At 41.8% G+C, this 20,759-nt stretch carries 16 protein-coding genes and 1 other annotated feature; of the genes, 13 read left to right on the top strand and 3 right to left on the bottom strand.

All coding sequences use genetic code 11. From position 1 onward, the window contains the following. The first annotated feature begins 115 nt into the window (after positions 1–115). The 10 genes from E4K67_RS11640 to E4K67_RS11680 all read left to right on the top strand — a co-directional run bounded on the left by E4K67_RS11640 (position 116) and on the right by E4K67_RS11680 (position 14,099). Positions 116–1,246, top strand: a complete 1,131-nt coding sequence (locus tag E4K67_RS11640) for an ABC transporter substrate-binding protein (RefSeq protein WP_135546742.1) — start codon at positions 116–118, stop codon at positions 1,244–1,246. Positions 1,247–1,249: 3 nt separating this feature from the next. Next, positions 1,250–4,099: a hybrid sensor histidine kinase/response regulator gene (locus tag E4K67_RS11645; protein ID WP_135546743.1), complete on the top strand. Its 2,850-nt coding sequence runs from the start codon at positions 1,250–1,252 to the stop codon at positions 4,097–4,099. 4 nt (positions 4,100–4,103) lie between these two features. Further along, complete coding sequence (locus tag E4K67_RS11650; protein ID WP_135546745.1) at positions 4,104–5,540, top strand: HD domain-containing protein; 1,437 nt, start codon at positions 4,104–4,106, stop codon at positions 5,538–5,540. A gap of 126 nt (positions 5,541–5,666) precedes the next feature. Beyond that, entirely contained in the window at positions 5,667–8,081 is a 2,415-nt protein-coding gene (locus E4K67_RS11655; protein WP_420841534.1) for an ATP-dependent DNA helicase, read from the top strand. A gap of 65 nt (positions 8,082–8,146) precedes the next feature. Beyond that, complete coding sequence (locus E4K67_RS29730) at positions 8,147–8,320, top strand: hypothetical protein (RefSeq protein WP_158408458.1); 174 nt, start codon at positions 8,147–8,149, stop codon at positions 8,318–8,320. A gap of 13 nt (positions 8,321–8,333) precedes the next feature. Further along, complete coding sequence (locus E4K67_RS11660; protein ID WP_135546747.1) at positions 8,334–8,759, top strand: EamA family transporter; 426 nt, start codon at positions 8,334–8,336, stop codon at positions 8,757–8,759. A gap of 49 nt (positions 8,760–8,808) precedes the next feature. After that, positions 8,809–10,101 carry an A/G-specific adenine glycosylase gene (gene mutY, locus E4K67_RS11665; RefSeq protein ID WP_135546748.1) on the top strand — a complete coding sequence of 431 codons (1,293 nt, stop codon included), beginning with the start codon at positions 8,809–8,811 and terminating at the stop codon, positions 10,099–10,101. Between the two features lie 64 nt (positions 10,102–10,165). Continuing rightward, positions 10,166–10,420, top strand: a binding site (T-box leader). Between the two features lie 191 nt (positions 10,421–10,611). After that, positions 10,612–11,772 (top strand): bifunctional 3-deoxy-7-phosphoheptulonate synthase/chorismate mutase, encoded by a 1,161-nt coding sequence (locus E4K67_RS11670; protein WP_135546750.1) that lies wholly within the window; start codon positions 10,612–10,614, stop codon positions 11,770–11,772. 432 nt (positions 11,773–12,204) lie between these two features. Further along, complete coding sequence (locus tag E4K67_RS11675; protein WP_135546752.1) at positions 12,205–12,651, top strand: MarR family winged helix-turn-helix transcriptional regulator; 447 nt, start codon at positions 12,205–12,207, stop codon at positions 12,649–12,651. 14 nt (positions 12,652–12,665) lie between these two features. Then, entirely contained in the window at positions 12,666–14,099 is a 1,434-nt protein-coding gene (locus E4K67_RS11680; protein ID WP_135546754.1) for an MATE family efflux transporter, read from the top strand. A gap of 187 nt (positions 14,100–14,286) precedes the next feature. Here E4K67_RS11680 and E4K67_RS11685 read toward each other — a convergent pair whose 3' ends face one another. The 3 genes from E4K67_RS11685 to E4K67_RS11695 all read right to left on the bottom strand — a co-directional run bounded on the left by E4K67_RS11685 (position 14,287) and on the right by E4K67_RS11695 (position 16,911). After that, the gene (locus tag E4K67_RS11685) at positions 14,287–14,838 is read right to left on the bottom strand and encodes a manganese catalase family protein (RefSeq protein WP_135546756.1); all 552 of its coding nucleotides are present in this window, start codon (positions 14,836–14,838) and stop codon (positions 14,287–14,289) included. Between the two features lie 106 nt (positions 14,839–14,944). Next, positions 14,945–15,910, bottom strand: a complete 966-nt coding sequence (locus E4K67_RS11690; protein WP_135546758.1) for an ABC transporter ATP-binding protein — start codon at positions 15,908–15,910, stop codon at positions 14,945–14,947. Next, positions 15,907–16,911, bottom strand: a complete 1,005-nt coding sequence (locus tag E4K67_RS11695) for an ABC transporter ATP-binding protein (protein WP_243454421.1) — start codon at positions 16,909–16,911, stop codon at positions 15,907–15,909. The genes E4K67_RS11690 and E4K67_RS11695 overlap by 4 nt, the downstream gene beginning before the upstream one ends. 288 nt (positions 16,912–17,199) lie before the next feature. On the opposite strand from E4K67_RS11695, the gene E4K67_RS11700 reads away from it, so the two are divergent. Genes E4K67_RS11700 through E4K67_RS11710 form a run of 3 tightly spaced genes read left to right on the top strand, consistent with a single transcriptional unit; the run spans position 17,200 to position 20,638 of the window. Further along, positions 17,200–18,753, top strand: a complete 1,554-nt coding sequence (locus tag E4K67_RS11700) for an ABC transporter substrate-binding protein (RefSeq protein WP_135546762.1) — start codon at positions 17,200–17,202, stop codon at positions 18,751–18,753. A gap of 26 nt (positions 18,754–18,779) precedes the next feature. Continuing rightward, positions 18,780–19,736, top strand: coding sequence for an ABC transporter permease (locus tag E4K67_RS11705; protein ID WP_135546764.1), 957 nt, complete (start codon positions 18,780–18,782; stop codon positions 19,734–19,736). Continuing rightward, entirely contained in the window at positions 19,733–20,638 is a 906-nt protein-coding gene (locus E4K67_RS11710; RefSeq protein WP_135546766.1) for an ABC transporter permease, read from the top strand. Before E4K67_RS11705 ends, E4K67_RS11710 begins: the two co-directional genes overlap by 4 nt. The last annotated feature ends 121 nt before the right edge of the window (positions 20,639–20,759 follow it).

A 20,759-nucleotide genomic window follows, 5' to 3' on the forward strand; every position in this document is an offset into this window, starting at 1 on the left:
TTAAAATATTGTATTTTAAAGGAAATTTAAACAATGCGTCGAATCTATTTACAAATAAAAAAATAAACAAAATTTTCCTATAATTATACTGTTGGATCCAAGAAGGGTGATTTACTTGAAATTAAGAAAGAGTACACTACTTATTCTCAGTGCGGTATTTATTAGCTGTTTCATATACCTGCAGGGGTGTAATCTGAAGAGTGAAGCCATAAAAATTGGTGTTGTAGGGACTATGTCAGGAATTAATTCTGACTTATCTGTTTCAGGTCGTAGGGGTGTGGAAATTGCAATTGATGAGCTAAATAGAGCTGGAGGATTAGAGGGTAAAAAAATTGAATTAATTGTTAAGGACGACAAATTTGATTCAACTATTGCCTTAAATGTCGATAAAGAATTTATTAATGAAAATATACCAGTCGTTATTGGACATTATACAAGCGGCATGATGGTTAATTCCATAGATTACCTACGAGATAAAGATATATTATTTTTGTCACCGACAATCAGTGCCGACTCATTATCAGGTATTGATGATAATTTTATTCGATTTATTGCAACAACTCAGGAACAAGCAATTGTGCTGGCAGATATTGCTAAAAAATATAATTATAAACAATTTGCTGTAATATATAGTGCTGATAACAGTGGATTTAATGACATTTTTTATAATAATTTTAAAAATCTCCTGGAAATGAACAATGGACAAGTAATCTTGACCAGAACATACACTTCAAGTGTAGATCTAGATTATGTAAGTCTAGCTAAGGATCTGGCAGAATCAAAAGCAGAGGCGATTTTGTTAATCGCAGGTGCAGCTGATAATGCACAGATAGTCCAGCAATTAAGAAAGACAGGAAGTAAGGTACAAATCTATGCCCCTTTGTGGTCAAACACAGCGAACTTAATTATTAATGGGGGGGCAGCCGTCGAGGGGATGTTTGTTTTAGGTGCAATTGATATCAACAGCAAATCAATGGAACTACTGAATTTTAAAGAGAAGTACTATGAAAGATATGGAGAAAACGTAACATTTTCTGCCGTTTATTCATATGAAACCACCATCAGCTTATTTCAGGCAATGAAAATGGGACCTGATTTAAAACCGTCTACCATTAAGAAGAATATTATTTCAATCATGAATTTCAAGGGACTAGATGGGAATTACCAAATTGATAAATTCGGTGATAGCATTAGAAAATATATGGTTTTTAGAGTAGAGGATGGACAACTAAGGAGAATTGATTAACTTATGAAGAAAAACTCTAGTTTGAAGTCTACTATGATTTTGAATAATATATTTATCTTTATCGTCCCATTTCTAATTTTTACATATATTACTGTCGGATTGTTTAATCAAAGGATTGAAGCAGATATTCGATATGACAATAGTATTATAACAACCTATATCAATAAACAGGTTGATAGTTTCATCCTAAACCCAATTAACATGATGAACCAAATAAGACGGAGATTATTGGGCAACGGGTTTGTAGAGGATAGTGAAATTAACGAATACCTCAATACGATAACGAATATATATCCATATTTTGATACAATTCAAATTCTTGATCAAAACGGTGTCGTGGAAAACGTTGCACCCTTCAATGAAAACTATCTTGGGACAAGTATGATACATAAAGAATATTTTAACAACATAGACAAAACTGGTATGCCAGTATGGTCTAGAGTATTTATTTCAGAACAAACAAATAAACCAACAGTCGCAATCTCAATTTATATTAATGGAAATATTCTAGTGGCAGAATTGAATCTCTCTAAAATTACGAGCATTACTGAAGGTACTCATGTTGGTGCGGTAGAACATGTGTCCATACTTGATGAACAGGGTATGTATCTAGTGGATGATAATACGGATAATGTAACTCAAAGAAGAACGTATAACAATTTCCCTGAAATTAAGAATAGCATCAATCAAGGAGTGCCAATTGAAGTCGTGGTAAACAATGAAAAGATCATTTTATATTCTACTAAAATCAATGCTACAGGCTGGTATTCAGTAATTGCTTTGGAATCGGACAAGGTCTTTGAGCCTATTGCTAAGTTGAAAATGATTTTTCTTGGATTGGTTCTTTTTATAATAATTAGTTTTGTTATTTCCACCAGAAATGTTCTCCATATAACACGAGCCCTGAAAAGACTGATCGATAAAACGAAGCTTATTTCAAAGGGTGATTATGGTTCCGACGTACAGTATCACGGTTACAAGGAATTTGTGGAGTTATCAGGCTATTTTGACACCATGAAAAAAAATGTCTCGGAACGTGAAACTCGAATCCAATTATTAAACATTGAGTTAGAAGAAAAGGTCCTGAAGAGAACTGCTTTACTGGAAGAAACGAATGCAATACTAGAAGAAGAAATCTTTGAGCGCCAAAAAGTTGAGGAAGAAATCAATATATTGAATAATGAGCTAGAAAATAAGGTTGAGACTCGTACGTATCAACTCGAAGAGATTAATTCATCTCTTGAGGAGGAAATCGCGGATCGACAGAAAGCAGAAGAGGTATTAAAAGATAGTGAGAGTCAGTTGCGCAAGGCATTAGAAGAATTGACTAAGGCAAAAGATGAGGCTGAATACGCAAATAAGGCCAAAGGCCAATTCCTTGCCAATATGAGTCATGAAATCAGAACTCCCATGAATGGGATAATAGGGATGACGGATTTGACACTGTTAACGGATTTGAAGGAGGAGCAAAGAGAATATCTAGATATTGTAAAAGCCTCAACAGAGGCCTTAATGAGTGTGTTAAATGATATTCTGGACTACTCAAAAATTGAGGCGGGTAAAGTTTGTTTGAAGAAATTGCCTTTTAATCTTGAGAATATAATTAATGAGGTTATTAACTTGTTCGATATCGGTGCCAAACAAAAGGGGTTATGTGTCAAATTAGAGTTTGATCGGAGAATACCAAATGTTATCCTAGGTGATTCAGTTCGATTACGTCAAGTACTTTCTAATTTATTAGGCAACGGTATCAAATTTACTTCTAATGGTGAAATCAATATCAAGGTTGAGCTTGAAAAGCAGCATGATAATATGATGAAATTGCTATTTAGTGTTAGCGATACAGGGATTGGAATAGCTGAAAATGAAATTGACAGGTTGTTTAAACGATTTAGTCAGGTAGATGACTCCAATACTAGACAATTTGGAGGAACAGGACTAGGTCTTGCAATTTCGAAGAACTTAATTGAAATGATGGATGGGGAGATGGGAGTAGAAAGTAAAGAAGGAATAGGCAGTCGTTTCTTTTTTACTGCAGTATTTGGGTTTCAAGAAAAATCTATGCCAGTAACGAAAAAAGATAATCATTATTCCGTTCAGTGTACGAGCGCAGCCGACAAAAAAGTGTTACTTGCCGAAGATGATTTAATTAGTAGAAAGATAGTCACGATCCTCCTAAAGAATAAAGGTTTTATGGTGGTTGCAGTGGAAAACGGAAAGGAAGCAGTTTCAGCTTATGAAAAGGACAAATTTGACTTAATTTTGATGGATGTTAACATGCCATATTTGGATGGGTTCTCTGCAGCTGCTCAAATAAGATTGCGTGAAAAAAATCAGAGTTACTACACACCAATTATAGCGATGACAGCGTATGCCCTTAAGGGAGACAGAGAAAAGTGCTTTGAAGCAGGTATGGACGATTATCTTAGTAAGCCGATTGATATCAGTCGGACTATGGAGCTCATCGATAAATATGTTTATGGTGACAAAATTGAGAGTGATGAGTTAGAAAAGAACAACATTTTTGCGGATGCGATGTTTGCGCTAATAGAAGCGACAGGTTTTGACCAGGACATAAGTGAAGAGTTATTAAATGGGTTTTATGAACAGGCAGTCAGGCTGGTGATTGGTATCAAAAAATATATCTCTGAAAGTAATCTTGAAGGTGCTGGCCTCCTCTTGCATCAGTTAAAAGGTTCGGCTGGAAATGTTAGAGTGAACGAAATAGCTAAAGAAGCTTTAATGGCTGAAGAAGCATTGCAGGTGATGGATTATGAATTGCTTGATAGTTTGCTTCAGCGAATAGAGGAATTACTACAAGGATTCCTAAAAAGTGTTGGAGAGGGGGACTGAAGTAATGACAAGAAATATTATGATAATTGATGACTCTCCGCTCGATAGAACATTTATACGGAAGGTTCTTGAAATGAGGCTCAATGATATTAATGTGTTTGAAGCTCAAGATGGACTGAACATTACTGATAAACTTGTGTCAAATAAGATACATCTGTGCATTCTGGATATAATGATGCCTCTTAAAGATGGGTTTCAGGTATTACTAGAGATGAAGCAAGATCCCGCGGTAGTAGACATACCCGTAATTGTTTGCACAGGGATAGGCGATAAACAAGCTATCGAAAAAGCATTAACCCTGGGAGCCTATGATTATTTTTCAAAGCCATTATGCGAAGAAGCTATGAAAACTTCCTTGCCATTGAAAGCTAAAAATGCCATTGAACTAATGAAAAGAAACCTTGAAATATCATATTTGAGTTATCACGATTTTCTAACGGAGCTTTATAATCGAAGGTTCTGTGAAGAAGAAATTAAACGCATTAATACCTTCAGAAATCTTCCTATTTCCATAATCGTTGGAGATATTAATGGATTAAAGCTTATCAACGATACTTTTGGACATGATGAAGGGGACAAACTTCTAAAGAAAGCTGCTACTACCATTCAAAATGCATGTCGGATAGATGATATCATTGCCCGCTGGGGAGGAGATGAATTTATAATTCTTCTGCCAAAAACAAAAAAAGAAGAGGCTGAAGAAGTTGTCAATAGAATAAAAAATTTATACGCAGAGGAACAGGTTAATGGTATTCAAGGTAGCATATCCTTTGGTTGGGATACTAAACATACAATGGATGAAGAGATAACAAAAATATTTAAAAATGCTGAAGACTATATGTATCGAAATAAAACATGCGAAAATGAAAGTGTACGAAGCCGTATGATCAATACAATAATCAATACACTGCATGAAAAAAGTCCAAGAGAAGAAATGCATTCAAAAAGGGTTAGTGAACTGTGTCAAGACATAGGAAAGGAAATCGGGTTATCTGAATCAGAAATAAGAACTCTCAAAGTAGGGGGCCTTCTTCATGATATAGGTAAGATCGCTATAGAAGAACGTATTCTTAATAAGCGAGAGAAACTTACAGATAAGGAATGGAACGAAGTAAGACGTCATCCGGAGATAGGCTACAGAATCTTAAGTTCATCTCATGAGATGCAAGAATTAGCAGACTATGTCTTAGCTCATCATGAAAAATGGGATGGGACCGGTTATCCTAAAGGTTTAAAAGGTGAGGCTATTCCGAGGGTTGCAAGGATTATTACGCTTGCGGATAGTTACGATGCCATGACCAACGAGCGACCATATCGAAGGGCTTTAAGTGAAGAAAGGGTCATTAATGAGATTCGTAAAAACGCTGGGCTACAGTTTGATCCTGAAATAGCAAAACTATTTGTTGAAAAGGTATTGGACATACCGTGGCTCATTATTTAATATAGAAGACCTTCACTACTCCCTTATTTCAAAGTATAGAATTATTTCACAAGAGTCTTTCACCATAAAAATGTGGTGGAAGGCTCTTGAAATTTGCGGGTATGGCGTATAATAAAGGGGTAGACATTGTCTCGGAAGGAATTAGCGATTGTGATCACTATTAAGGTATCAGTTCGGACTCTCGTCGAGTTTGTTCTTAAACAAGGAGATTTGCAACCAGGTTCAATCGGAGCGTCGCGGGCACAAGAAGCCATCAAGGCACATCAATATGTACAGAGCACAAGTGGCCTTGACTACATGCCGGAAGTAACCCTGAGATATATTTATGCTAAGCCGAAAGCACAACAGGCTTGTGATCTAAGTGAGGACTTCGGATTAGAAATATCAGGTCGCGCCGACGGAATTATAAAGAAAGATTTCGGTGGATGTATTGATGAGATTAAGACAACTTCGCTGGATCTAAGCCTTATTGAGGAATCGTTCAGCGATTTGCACTGGGCTCAAGCTCAGTGTTATGCTTTCATGTACGCTGTACAAGAAGGCTTAGAAGTGATGGAAACCCAACTTACCTACTTCCAATTGGATATGGCCCTTATTAAGAGATTCTCGCGAAGTTTTTCCTTAACCGAACTGTCAGAGTTCTTTTTTAGTTTAGCTGAGCGTTATCTGGCGTGGGCTATCAAGCTGCAAAAGTGGTCGGAGGTGAGAGACGCCAGTATACGAGCGATGCAGTTTCCATTCGGAAAATATCGACCAGGCCAACGAGAATTGGCGGTAGCAGTTTATCAGACTATCAAACAAAGCCAGAAATTATTTGCTCAGGCTCCTACGGGTATAGGTAAGACTTTGGGTACCTTGTTTCCCGCTTTAAAGGCTATGGCTGAAGGGTTGACAGTTCAGATTTTTTATCTCACGGCGAAAACTATCACCCGAACGGTTGCAGAGAAGTCCTTAACGGATTTACAAAAGCGCGGTTTAGCAATTAAACGACTGACGTTAACAGCTAAACGAAAGCTTTGTTTTCTGCCAGAGGCGACATGCCAACCTGAAGATTGTCCTTATGCTCGTGGGTATTACGACCGGATGCGAGGTGCGGTGGAGGACCTGTTCTCAGAGGAAGCTTGGACGCGTCAGGTGATCGAGTCTTTCGCCCACAAACATTCCATTTGTCCCTTTGAATTCTCGTTAGAGATGGCGAATTGGGCGGATATCGTCATCTGTGATTATAATTATGTATTTGATCCACGGGTCTACTTGCGTCGCTTTTTTCTCGACGGTGGAGAATACACTTTTTTGGTCGATGAAGCGCACAACCTCGTGGATCGGGCACGAGAGATGTTTTCAGCCGAGCTGGGTAAGGAATCTTGGCTTAGGTTAAAGAGGCAGACAAAAGATGACAACGCGAGGTTGACAAAAAGCGTGACAAAAGTAAACTCAGTCTTGGTCAAAGAGAAAAAACGTTGCGCTGAAGTCAGTGGAAACCGAGAAATCGTTGAAAAGGAACTTCCTGTTAAGCTAAACCATGCTCTGCATAACTTCGTCAAAGAAGCAGAGCACTTCCTTAAGAAGAACGATCACCCAGTCGTTTGGCGAGAACAACTTGTTGAACACTATTTCCTGGCGTTAAGCTTTATCAGGACAGCGGACAGTTATGATGAACGCTATGTCACTTACCTGCAGCCTACCCAGGACGATTTTCGGGTTAAACTATTCTGTCTTGATCCCTCTGTTCGGCTGAAGGAAGCCTTGGGGAGAGGGCGGGCGGCTGTACTGTTTTCCGCGACCCTGAGTCCGATGGACTATTTTATGAACGTTTTGGGCGGAGAGGAGGCGAGTTTTAAGCTGAAACTGACGTCACCGTTTCCCGCGGAGAATTTGTGTCTACTCATTAATGATCGCATATCGACTAAGTATAAACAGCGTGCTTCGACCTACGACCTTGTCGCGGAAGCGATATCCGCGGCCGTTTTCCACAAAGAAGGGAATTATCTGGTTTATTTCCCATCCTATGAGTATCTACAGCAGGTCTATCTTCAGTTTAGAGCACAAAATCAACCGATAAGCGTGATCTGCCAAACTCCAGGTATGGAAGAAGAAGAACGAGATGAGTTTTTAGCAGCATTTGCCACTAATCCTGAGCAAACATTGGTCGGGTTTGCATTGATGGGTGGGATTTTTGGTGAAGGAATTGACCTCATTGGTGATCGTCTCTCTGGAGTAATCGTTGTTGGAGTGGGGTTGCCTCAGATGGGCATGGAACGAGATATCATTCGTTCCTATTATGAAACAACAAGCCGACAGGGTTACGAATTCGCCTATATGTACCCCGGCCTCAACAAGGTATTACAGGCAGTCGGACGAGTCATTCGTACGGAAGAGGACCGGGGCATCGTGTTGCTAATTGATCAACGTTTTTCGCTGTCTGCATATAAGAAATTATTTCCGGCAGAATGGAAGAAGGTTCATTACGCAGTAGACGCTGAGAGTATCCGTAAAATAATCGGAAGCTTCTGGGCTGAGCCGAAGTATGAGCTAAAGTAGTGACACACGGGTGACACATGGTGACACGTGGTGACTCACGGTGACGCACAGGTGACACGGGAGAGATGAAGAGTGAAAGCATGGGGGCAGTTCCTCTGCGCATGAAGCACCGGAACCGTCCTCATACTTCTGGGCTAGAGGTTGAGACGGAGCGCCAAAAAATAGGCCTTAGCACTAGGCCTAGCGCTCATCTTTATGGTTTAATAGAAGACAAGCTTAGATCGCGAAATAGCCAGTGAATGAGGTTAAAGAATGTTTATGTATGTTTTTCCTATTGTGCTTATTGTAGTGTCAAACGTTTTGTATAATGTGTGCCAAAAGTCAACACCCCAGGATGCTAATCCTTTTTCAGCATTGCTTATTACATACCTAACTGCAGCATTGTTGACTTTAATAGCGTCTTTGTTTTATAAAAGCGATAAAGGTTTTATTAATTCGTTTAACGAGTTAAATTGGACGAGCGTGGCACTTGGAGGTGCGATTGTTGGTCTTGAATTAGGATATCTGCTTGCCTACCGGGCAGGCTGGAACATTAGTGTAGGGTCTTTAGTTGCCAATATTATTTTGGCTCTACTGCTTATTCCCATAGGGATATTGTTTTACAAAGAAGGTTTTGCGTTTAACCAGATAATTGGAGTTGTGTTTTGTTTGATAGGATTAATTCTAATAAATAAATAGAGAATCTAAGTGAAGCCAATGCTTTCTAGATGACATAGGAGACAACATAATGGATGCATCAAATGGTGGTTCAAACGGCGGTTCTAATGACAAAGCTAAGAAGCAGAGCTTTCCAGTTCTATTACTGGAGTGGTATGCACAAGGCAAGAGAGAACTACCCTGGCGAAAGACAGGAGATCCCTATGCAATTTGGGTGTCTGAAGTCATGCTCCAACAGACTCAGGTGAAGACCGTTATTCCTTATTATGAACGATTCCTTCAGCGTTTTCCCAGTGTAGAACAACTGGGTAAGGCAACTCTCGATGAGGTCTTGACCGAATGGCGTGGGCTAGGTTACTATTCTAGGGCTCGTCGAATGTGGGAAGGAGCCAATTATCTCCTCGATCAAAGGGGAGGAGAAATGCCTAAGGACTATGATATCCTTTTACAAGTCCCAGGGATCGGAAAGTATACAGCAGGAGCCATAGCTAGTATTGCTTTCGGGCAGAGGGTCCCTGCGGTTGATGGCAATGTCTTGCGAGTGGTTTCCAGGATTTTGGCTTGGTCTGAGCCGGTCGAAACGGTGCGCAGTTACCGCCACTTTAGCACCCACCTGGCCATGTGGCAACCTGCTCTTCAGCCAGGAGACTTTAATCAGGCATTAATGGAACTTGGGGCAATGGTTTGCACTCCCTCGAAACCCATGTGTGAAAGTTGTCCACTCAGCCAACTCTGTGAGGCCTACAGTCAAGACGATGTCCTCTTCTACCCAGTGAAAAAGCCCAAAGCAAAACGCCAAATAGTGACCCGTTTAACCTTTGTCTTACGCAGAGGGGACAAACTATACTTGCAGAAACGCCCCCCTCAGGGGTTGCTGGCTGATTTGTGGGAGTTTCCTGGAGTCGAGTTGTCTCAAGATAATCTCTTGAAAGATAGCCTTCCTAAAGTTGAGGCTGGTGAATTGTTTAACCATTTTCAGAAGGCTGTATCTGAGCGGGGGTTTGATGGGTGGGTGAAGGAACAATTCGAGAAGAGCGTTACACTGCATGGTCCAGTCTGGTATACATTTAGCCACCGTCATTGGAAAATCATCTGGGTTATTGTTGACCTACTTGAGCCGCTCGTGTTGGTTGAGAAACTTAAGCCGAGAGAGTGCTTAGACCAGATAGACCAGATAGGGCATATTAAACAAGAAGGGTTAGAAAAAAACGTGCTGAAAGAAGCAAGTGAGCAATATCAAGCTGACTCTAAAGCAGTCCATCGCCATGAAAAACATGGAGATTGGATTTTGCTTCAAGACTTAGGTCGAATCGCTCTACCAGTTGCATTTTCCGCTATCATCGAGGATCTAACTAAAATATAAAAATTATAAAGAGTTGACAAAAAGAAATCTGTTGTATAATATAGTAAATAATTAAATAACATCTTTAAAAGCGAAGACGGAGAAAAGTAAGCTATTTATTGCCCTTCAGGGAGGAAGAGTCTAGACTGAAAACTCTTCTATGTGTAGTGATAGGTGAAGTTCCCTCCCGAGCTGCCGGCTGAACGATATCAAGTAGGCTAGGACGGTTCTTCCCCGTTAACAGGAAGGAGGTATCGGATGTCATTCCCGTACCTTTGTCGAGTGGCCTTTTTGGCCAAAAGTCGGGTGGTAACGCGAGATATAGCTTCTCGTCCCTTCAAGGGATGAGGAGCTTTTTATTTTTTGTTAGATCGACTTAAGCACGGCAAATGCGAGTTTGATATGCTGTACTTTTTAGAGAGGGCCAAGTTTGGCCAAAATGGGTGGTAACGCGGAAGTCTACGGCTTTCGTCCCTTAGAGGGATGAGCCGTAGACTTTTTATTTTTAGGATTTGAAAGGGGTATGTTTTTATGAAAGATTTGAGATTAGCAGGACTTAAAACTACGCGAAGCACTATCGAGGTTAAAGGAGTAACTATTGGAGGAAAAGAAATTATCCTTATGGGTGGACCTTGTGCGGTAGAATCAAGTATTCAAATGAGTCAATCTGCCGCAACAGTCAAACAAGCGGGCGGTAAGATTCTGCGTGGTGGGGTTTTCAAACCACGTACCTCACCCTATAGTTTCCAGGGTCTGGGACTAGAGGGGCTTAATTATCTGGTTCAGGCCGCTAAAGACCAGGATCTGCTTTGTGTGACAGAGGTTATTGATGCAGCTAGTCTGGAGTTAGTGGTCGACAAAGTCGACATTATTCAAATCGGTGCCCGGAATATGCAGAATTTTGAGCTTCTGAAATTAGCCGGTAAAAGTAAAACCCCAATTATCCTCAAAAGAGGGTTGTCGGCGACGATCGAGGAGTGGCTGTTGGCTGCTGAATATATTCTAGCGGCTGGTAATTCCCAAGTCATCCTTTGTGAACGGGGCATTCGCACGTTTGAACCTAGCACTAGAAACACCTTAGATCTAAGCGCCGTTGGAGTGGCTAAAGAACTATCTCACCTGCCAGTTATTGTCGACCCGAGCCATGCGGCAGGCAGAAGAGACTTAATAGCCGCCTTATCTAAGGCAGCTATTGCAGCAGGTGCAGATGGATTATTAATTGAGACCCACCCTAACCCTGCCGAAGCGACCAGTGACGGACCTCAGTCTTTAACCCCAGAACAGTTTGTCCAATTAGCCGGGGAGTTAGGGGTAGTTGCAGAAGCGGTGAATAGAGTTTTTGCTTGCGGCGGGCAAAATGAGGACACCCTTGAATCCCTGCGTACTCAGATTGATCAAGTTGATCAAAGGATTCTCGAAAACTTAGCAGCCCGCATGGAAGTCGTTCGGAAGGTTGGGGATAAAAAACACCTAAACCAAGTCAAAGATTCCAAAAGAGAAAAAGAAATCATTCAACGCTTAGTAAACCTTGCCACAGAACTCCAACTCCCGCCTGAATTAGTCAGAAAGATATATCCTTTGATTTTCGAGTCTGCGGTTCAGTCGCAGATTAAGAGTAAACTGGTACGAGACCCAGAACAAGAACTAGAGCTAGAGCTAGAGCTAGCGGTATATCCCATAGGCAGTAAATAAACTTTCGCTTTCGAAATAGGCGCTGTACACTCCTGAGACTCCCACTTTTTAAATATAGGTTATAGGTCCACACGTCTAGGTGGTGGAGTGATATCTGTGTTGAATGAAAGCTTGATATAAGCTTCGATAAACCTAACGAAATGGGAGTTACCTGGAAATAGAAAAAACTAATCTGCCCAAGGCTTGCCTTGGGCAGATTAGTTTTCTAAAGTCCTAATTAGGTCGTATTGATTCCCAATATTGAATGCGATTCAAAATTTGATAAGCTCTACTTAAATGAGTGTAAATGAGTGTAGGTTCGTCTAAATGCTTAAGCTCATTCACCCGGCAATTGTTCTTTAGTTTTTATAGTTGACTTAAGGGAGTGATTGGAGTAAAATATGTTAGAATTCTTACTGTTAGATTTCTAACTACATAGGAGGGGGAGTGCAATTGAATTATTATGAGACTAGGGAATTACATGATCTCCTATTCAGTTTCCTCGATATGTTTCATGAAAAATTTCTGCATCACTTTCGTAAAAGAAATGAAAGTAAATCTGGAATGAAGAAAAACCATGTAAAAATTATTGTAATGATATATAGATTCGAGGGCTTGACCTCCACAGACATTGCTAAAATGTTAGATATGGAAAAAGGTAGTGTTACTACATTAATTGATCAATTGACAGAATGTGGTTTTGTTGTGCGCTGCGATGTTGCCCACGATCGTCGCAAATCGCTGATATTGTTGACTGATTTAGGAAAAGCGCAAATGGAGTGTATTATTGAAAGTCACATTCAGAGTATGAACGAATTATTAGAGTGCATAGATTCCGACGAAATGAAGCAATTTGTAGACAGTTTAGGTAACGTCGTAAAATTCATGAACAAATTATAGAAGGTGGACTGGTTATGAATAATGAATTAGGCATGGGAAAGCAAAAGATAGGAAGTTTACTTTGGACATTCTCCCTGCCAGCCATAGTTGGTATGCTGGTGAACGCACTTTATAACATTATTGATAGGATATTTGTAGGCCGTGGAGTCGGATCTCTTGCTATTGCGGCGACAACAGTGGCCTTTCCTATAATGCTAATTCTGATGGCTTTTTCGATGCTCATAGGTATTGGAGCTACTGCTTTGATTTCGATACGACTAGGAGAAAGAAAAAAAGAGGAAGCGGAAAAGATCATCGGCAACGCATTGACAATGTTGATCATCTTACCCCTAATTGTATCGGTCATCTACCTCTTTTTTTCAGATCCTATACTTGTTTTGTTTGGAGCCAGTCCGGAAGTCTTACCTTATGCCAGGGATTTTACGCATATTATCATGTTGGGTTCTGTCTTAGGTTCACTCGGTATGGGCATGAACAACTTCATAAGAGCAGAAGGCAATCCCAAATTGGCCATGATTACGCAACTGGCGGGCACGTTTGTCAACGTATTACTAAACTATATTTTTATCTTTAAAATGGGCTTTGGCATTAAAGGATCAGCTTTAGCAACAATCGCTGGTCAGATGGTTACGGCAATCTTGGTATTAAGCTATTTCTTTTCAGGACGAAGCCTAGTGAAAATTAGACTTCGAAATATGAAACCGCAGATGGCGATACTAACTAGTATAGTAGCTATAGGATTTGCTCCTTTTGCTATGCAACTTGCTAACAGCCTTCAAAATATGATACTCAACAAAAGCTTGTTCGCCTATGGAGGAGATATGGCTTTGTCAGCAGTAGGAATAATTATGAGTGTCTCAATGTTACTGTTGATGCCTGTAGTAGGCGTTAGTCAGGGAGCTCAACCTATTATTGGCTATAATTATGGAGCGAAGCAATACATTCGAGTTAAAGAGACTTTGCAGAAGGCAGGGATTGCAGGTACTGGAATCTCAATAGTTGGGTTTATAGTAATCTATTTCTGGCCAACACAAATTGTGGGCCTGTTCAGTAACAACGATGTGGCGCTTACGAAAATGACGGCTGATGCTATGCTTGTCTATTTTGCGTTGTGCCCAGTAATTGGTTTTCAAATTATAGGTTCCAGTTACTTTCAAGCAGTGGGAAAAGCAATTCCATCTATTATACTCAGTCTTTCAAGACAAGTTTTACTGTTTATCCCTCTCTTGTTAATCTTGCCGAATTTCTGGGGAATCGACGGCATCTGGAGAACAGCTCCGATAGCAGATGGTTTAGCAGTTCTATTAACCGCCATCCTGATTTATTTCGAAATGAAAAGTATCAATAAGAGGCAATATGAAATTGAAGGCAAGAAGAGTGATCAAATTGCCGAAGACCATTTTACGGGCGCCGATGATGCACTGTTAGGCAAACCCAGTTCCAACTGAGCCCTGGATTGGAAGATAAGCATCTGATTGAATACGAACCTGCAGACAGGAAGGTCTACCAAAGAGCGAACTTAACAGAGAGATAAATAGAATTTCAAATAGTAAATTTTATTATGCGCATAATAAGAAGAGCCCTTCATTGTTTTTATAAACGTGAAGGGCTCGCTGTTGTAATATTTCTAGATGGTTATAACTTTTGCAAACTCAGTTTGTATTCAACAATTAATTCATTAAATTGCTCGGCTGGTGCAGAGTGCTGAATGAGTGCCTGAGCTTTTTGGAATAGATGTTTATGCACATCTTCTCTACTGCCTAAGAAACTGATCATTTTTTTAAGACCGGGGTCATTGGTCATCGTGAAATGTTGATTGTACAAAATTCGGGCTCGAACCTCCGCTTCGACGTCGGCTTGAAGCATCGCAATAGGGTCTAAGCTTTGATCGACATAACTCATATTCCAGGGTATTCCTTGCGAATTAACATAACAGAGTGGCGGACCACCTAGTTTGTTAATGGCGACTGCGATCATTTCCATGTGCCCCATCTCTTCGGCAGCAATTAACCCCAAGAGATCACGAAGGTGGCGGTTACGCATATTGGAGCGATGATTTAGGTACTGGGACGCCGCTGAATATTCACTGTCTTTTCCACCATAGTGTTCAAGCAATACTTGGCCAAATACAGGGTCGCGGAGCTGAACGTGAACCGGATAGAATAGTGACTTGCTATAACCGAACATGGCTAGCCCTCCTCATAACTCTAGAATTCCTGAATTCATTATATGATGCAGGTAGTCTTTTGGTTATGGTTATTACCATGGAGTAGAACTAGCATTTCTAAAACACTTAAAGACAACGAAAGCAGGCCACAAAATGGCCAGGTTTAATTTCTTGCAGCACGGGTCGCTTTGTCGTGCAGAGGTCCATACACTTAGGGCAGCGCGTGTGGAAGGCGCACCCAGAGGGTGGGTTCGCTGGGCTGGGAATATCTCCTTTGAGAATAATGCGTTGAGGTTTCTCCCGCGGATTCAAATTAGGTGTTGAGGAAAGCAGAGCCTCTGTATAAGGGTGCATAGGGTTGCTGTAGAGTTCATTCTTAGGGGCAATTTCCGCAAGGCGACCTAAATACATGACTCCGACACGGTCACTCACATGTCGGACTACAGAAAGGTCGTGAGAAATAAACAAATAAGTTAGTTTGAATTGATCTTGAAGGTCTTTCATGAGATTTAGAATTTGGGACTGAATGGACACATCGAGTGCCGAGACGGGTTCATCGGCGACGACTAACTTAGGTTTAGTGATCAGGGCTCGACCGATTCCGACGCGTTGGCGTTGACCGCCGGAGAACTCATGGGGGTACGCGCCGGCATGATACTCGGTTAAGCCAACAATCTCCAAGAGTTCAATTACCCGTTTTTTTCGTTCGACCTTTGGTACGCCATGGATAATTAAGGGCTCTTCTAGGGTTGCTCCAATCGTTTTTCGAGGATTCAAGGAGGCATAAGGATCTTGGAAAACTATCTGGAGATCCTTCCGAGCTTCGCGAAGTTCTCGTCCTTTAAGCTGAGAAAGATTGATGTTTTGAAAGGTAATCTCACCTGCCGTGGGCTCAATTAGGCGGATAATGGAACGCCCAGTTGTTGATTTTCCACAACCGGATTCACCGACGAGACCGAGGGTTTCTCCCTCCTCGATTGTGAAAGAGACATCATCTACAGCCTTAACCTGGCCAACCGTTCGACCTACAACTCCAGCGGCAGAGATGGGAAAGTATTTTTTCAAGCCTTTTACTTGCAGGAGTACGCTCATGAGAGATGCACCTCTTTTCGAGTGGGTTCAGCATGGAGCCAACAGCGGCTTTTTTGTCCTGCGGAGAGTTCGACAAACGGGGGGGCTTCGCATAAGCAGCGTTCAGCGGTATGGGGGCAACGAGAAGCAAAGCGACAACCTTGTTTAACTGTTCCGGGAAGGGGAACATTTCCCGGGATGGAATCGAGTCGCTCTAGGTCGACATTGGCCTTAGGCATTGATCGAAGTAGACCTTGCGTGTAGGGATGGGAAGGATTTTCAAATAATGCATAGATATCTGCTTCTTCAACGACCTGGCCGGCGTACATCACATATACCCGGTCACACATCTCAGCCACGACGCCTAGGTCGTGAGTGATTAAAAGTATGGAAGTCTGCTGAGACTGGCGAAGTTCACGCATCAGATCAAGAATCTGTGCTTGGATGGTCACGTCAAGAGCTGTAGTCGGTTCGTCCGCAATGAGTAGCGAAGGGTCACAGGACATGGCCATGGCAATCATGACACGTTGTCGCATTCCTCCAGATAATTGATGGGGGTATTCCTCGAGAATTTTCTCCGGACGTGGAATATTGACCCTTTTTAACATAGTCAAGGCTTGCGCCTGAGCTTCTTGTTTATTATAGTTTCGATGAAGCATGATCATTTCGCATAATTGCCGGTTCACGGTGTAGACCGGATTTAGGGATGTCATGGGCTCCTGAAAGATCATGGCGATCTCATTCCCCCTGATTTCACGCATCTTGGCCTCCGATAAGGCAAGCAAACTTTGATCCTTAAACAGGATGTCCCCAGAAACAATTTTAGCACCGCGTCGAGGAAGTAGGCGCATCACGGATAGAGCGGTTACCGTTTTACCGGAGCCAGATTCACCAACAATACCCACCGTTTCGCTAGGCTGAACTTTAATGTTCACGCCATCTACAGCGGGAATAATGTGGCCGTTTGAGATAAATTGGGTTTGTAAATTATTAATATCTAATAGGCTTGAGTAATTTGACACAAACAACATCCCTTCCGATCTTTCTGGGTAAATCGAGGGTATTTATTCCTTCGTTTATGGAAATATATTATTGCTCTTTATAATAATTGATGGTAACCTATTATACAACACCTAAGTTTAAATTTTAAATTATGAAATCAGAGTTTTGTGAAACAAATCATGTGAAAATTTGTATAAGGGGGCGAGAAAAAGGAAAGAAGATTAGCTACTTCAATTTAGATCTTGATAGTTTTAAAAGTGATTGAAAATCAAATTCCACTACATAGCAACAGAGAGGATGAGTTAGACATGTTTAAGAAGATTAAAGCACCCCTTGCAGCTGCCGTAGTTGGCTTGCTTCTGGTTGTAACGGGTTGCGGAACAGCAGCGAGTACCACTCCGACGACTAGTTCAAATGTAGCAGTTCCGAAAGATGGGGGAACATTAAATATTGCATTAAGCTCCGATGCGCCAAAGCTTGACCCTGCGCTTTCCAGCTCTGTGTATGACCGTTATGTTTTCCAAAGTTTATTTGACAAATTAGTTGATATTGATAAAGACGGTAAGATCGTCCCGATGCTGGCGGAAAAAATTGATGTTTCGACGGATGGCTTAGTCTATACTTTCCATCTTCATAAAGGAGTTAAATTTACAGATGGCACAGACTTTAATGCAGAAGCCGTGAAATTCAACTTTGACCGAAATATGGATAAATCCTCACCCCGGAAGGGCGAATTGGGTGAGGTGAAGGCTGTATCAGTGGTCGATCCTGACACTGTCAAAGTCGAACTAAAACAGCCCTTTTCGCCATTTCTCTCAATTTTATCTGATCGTGCTGGCATGATGGTTTCTCCAACTGCCGTTACGAAAGCAGGCCAAGACTTTCTTAATAATCCGGTCGGAACTGGCCCCTTCATATTTAAAGAACGTGTTAAAGGTAACTCAATAACACTCGTTAAAAACCCCAACTATTGGCAAAAAGGATTGCCCCATCTTGATTCGGTTGTGTATAAAATCATTACGGATGCTAATGTTGCGGCCATGAATCTGAAAAGCGGACAAGTGGACATGACGGACTGGCGCTTTCCTACGAAGGAAATTCAAAACTTCAAAAGCGATCCTAACTTTATGCTGATTAATCAAGCTGGACAAGGTTATGTCGGATTCTATCTAAATGTCAGCCAACCTCCGTTTGATAATAAGTATCTGCGTCAAGCTGTTGATGTGTTAATCGACCGTGAAGCTTTGGTCAAACTTATCAAAAATGGTGCGGCCACAGCCGGACATTCCCCGTTCGCGCCGGGTAACCTCGCCAATGGGGATAGCGATAAGACTTTTAGCCCGGATACCGCCAAAGCAAAAGATTTCTTAGTCAAAGCGGGTAAGCCAGATGGATTTACATTCACCTACAAAACATCAACCACTCCAGATAACCAACGAACTGCTGAAATGTTACAGAATATGTTAAAACCGGCTGGGATTACTATGAATATTGAAAAATTGGAATTTGGTACGCTTCTTGACCAATCGATCAAAGGAAACTTCGAAGCGTCTGCTGTTAGTTGGAGCGGACGCCCAGACCCAGATCAAAACATCTATGATGACGTTATAACTAACGGTTCTATGAACTATGGGAGGTATAGTAACCCACAAATCGATGGATTAATGAAAGACGCTCGGATTGAACAAGATCCGGCTAAACGAAAAGTGATCTATGATCAAGCCATGACGATTTTGAACGAGGAACTGCCGTATATCTTCTTCTATCATGAAAATAATGTTTTTGGCCTGTCCAAACATATTCAAGGCTTTGTCCCAATTTCTGATGGGTTGATCCGCACGGTATCTATATTTAAAAATTAAAATTTAAGAATTAAGGAGCTATTGGTATGAAATATTTACTCAGGCGTCTGTTACTTGCTATACCGGTCATTCTGCTCGTTACGATCATGGTGTTCTCACTAATGCACCTGATCCCAGGGGATCCGGCCACTGTAATTCTGGGGCAAGAAGCGACACCTGAGGCTGTTGTAGCAATGCGAGCTCAATTGGGACTGGATAAGCCCATCATAATTCAGTATTTGACCTGGTTAGGGGGAGTGCTCCACGGCGATTTGGGGCGCTCTCTCGTGGACCACACCCCAGTTTCCAAGCTTATCCTGCAGCGTCTACCCGCCACCCTGGAATTAACACTGGGTACATTTCTGATTGCTCTTCTCATTGCAATTCCAGCAGGAATTTTATCTGCAGCCCGGAGAGGGACCTGGATAGATTATCTGAGCTCAGGTTTTGCTTTGGGTGGAATGTCCGTTCCCCATTTTTGGCTGGGCATGATGTTCATTGTACTATTTGCAGTAAAGTTGGGTTGGCTTCCGGCCTCGGGTTATGTGCCTTTTACCCAGAATCCAGCGGAAAATATGGCAGCCATGATTATGCCAATGGTCGCGACAGGGCTTCGTGAAGCAGCAGTGCTGATGAGAATGGTCAGAAGCAGCTTGCTGGAAGTGTTGGATGCCGATTATGTACGTACTGCGTATTCGAAAGGTCTGAAAGAGAAGACGGTCATCTTAGACCATGCCCTTAAAAATGCCCTAGTGCCAGTTTTGACTTCAAGCGGTTTGATGATCGCTGGGCTCCTGGGAGGCTTGGTTATTACAGAGAGTATCTTCTCTATTCCCGGCTATGGGAAATTGATTGTGGATTCTATTTTTACTCGAGATTTTGTGACAGTACAGGGAGCTATTCTCGTGTCAGCGCTGATGGTCGTACTTATAAATCTCATTGTTGATTTGTTATACACGGTCATTGATCCGAGAATAAAAATAGGGAAGGGGGCAGGAGCATGAATGAATTGGCTAATTCGACTGTTCTATCTGCCCCGCAAGTTGCCCATTCCTTTCAGCGGGAAAAACAGTGGAGGGTGATGTATCGACGTTTTACCAAGAACAAACTCGCCGTATTTGGCGGAGTGATAGTGCTTGTTCTTATCCTCACAGCTCTCTTTGCCCCTTTGATTGCTCCCTATGACCCTGTTTTCTCCCAAGACTATCTACACACTCTCCAACCGCCAGGCCCGGGACATATTCTAGGGACCGATGATTTAGGACGGGATATCTTTTCGAGAATTGTGTTTGGCGCCCGGTTATCCATACAGGCGGCACTGATCTCTGTAGGCATTGCCATAGTGTTTGGAGTACCGATTGGGCTTATTACCGGATATGTCGGTGGATTTTGGGATGAATGGGTGGTTATGCGGTTCGTTGATGCTTTCCAGGCATTTCCCTCTCTGATTTTAGCCTTAGCGATGGCTTCGGCCTTAGGGGGTGGGTTTTATAATGCCATGATCGCGATTGGAATAGGCTTTTTGCCCTCCTTTATCCGAATCACTCGGGCCCAGGTCTTAACGGTAAAAAATCTGGAATATGTTCAGGCGGCTAAGGCCATTGGTTCGAGCGATTTAAGAATCATGTTCCTTCATGTTCTTCCGAATACTCTGGGTCCGGTTATCGTGCAAATGACACTTTCGATGGCTGCGGCGATTATCGCAGAAGCAGGGCTTTCCTACCTTGGCTTAGGTGCTCGACCGGAACAGGCAAGTTGGGGTTCAATGCTTAATATCGCTCAAGGGTATCTTAATGTTCAGCCACTCCTGGCCTTGTGGCCAGGGATAGCGATCTTTGTCGTGGTTCTCGGGTTTAACCTCTTTGGAGATGGGGTTCGGGAAATGTTTGATCCTAAACTTAATTGAAGAGGGTGAAGCCTACAGCCTGACATGAGAGCTAAGTAGTCTTATGTATGTTTAGCACCCCTTAGGGGGTGCTTTTTAATACTATCGACCTCCATACCGCTTTGCGGCACCACTGATGAAT

Source organism: Desulfosporosinus fructosivorans (assembly GCF_004766045.1).
In the GTDB taxonomy this organism is placed as follows: domain Bacteria; phylum Bacillota; class Desulfitobacteriia; order Desulfitobacteriales; family Desulfitobacteriaceae; genus Desulfosporosinus; species Desulfosporosinus fructosivorans.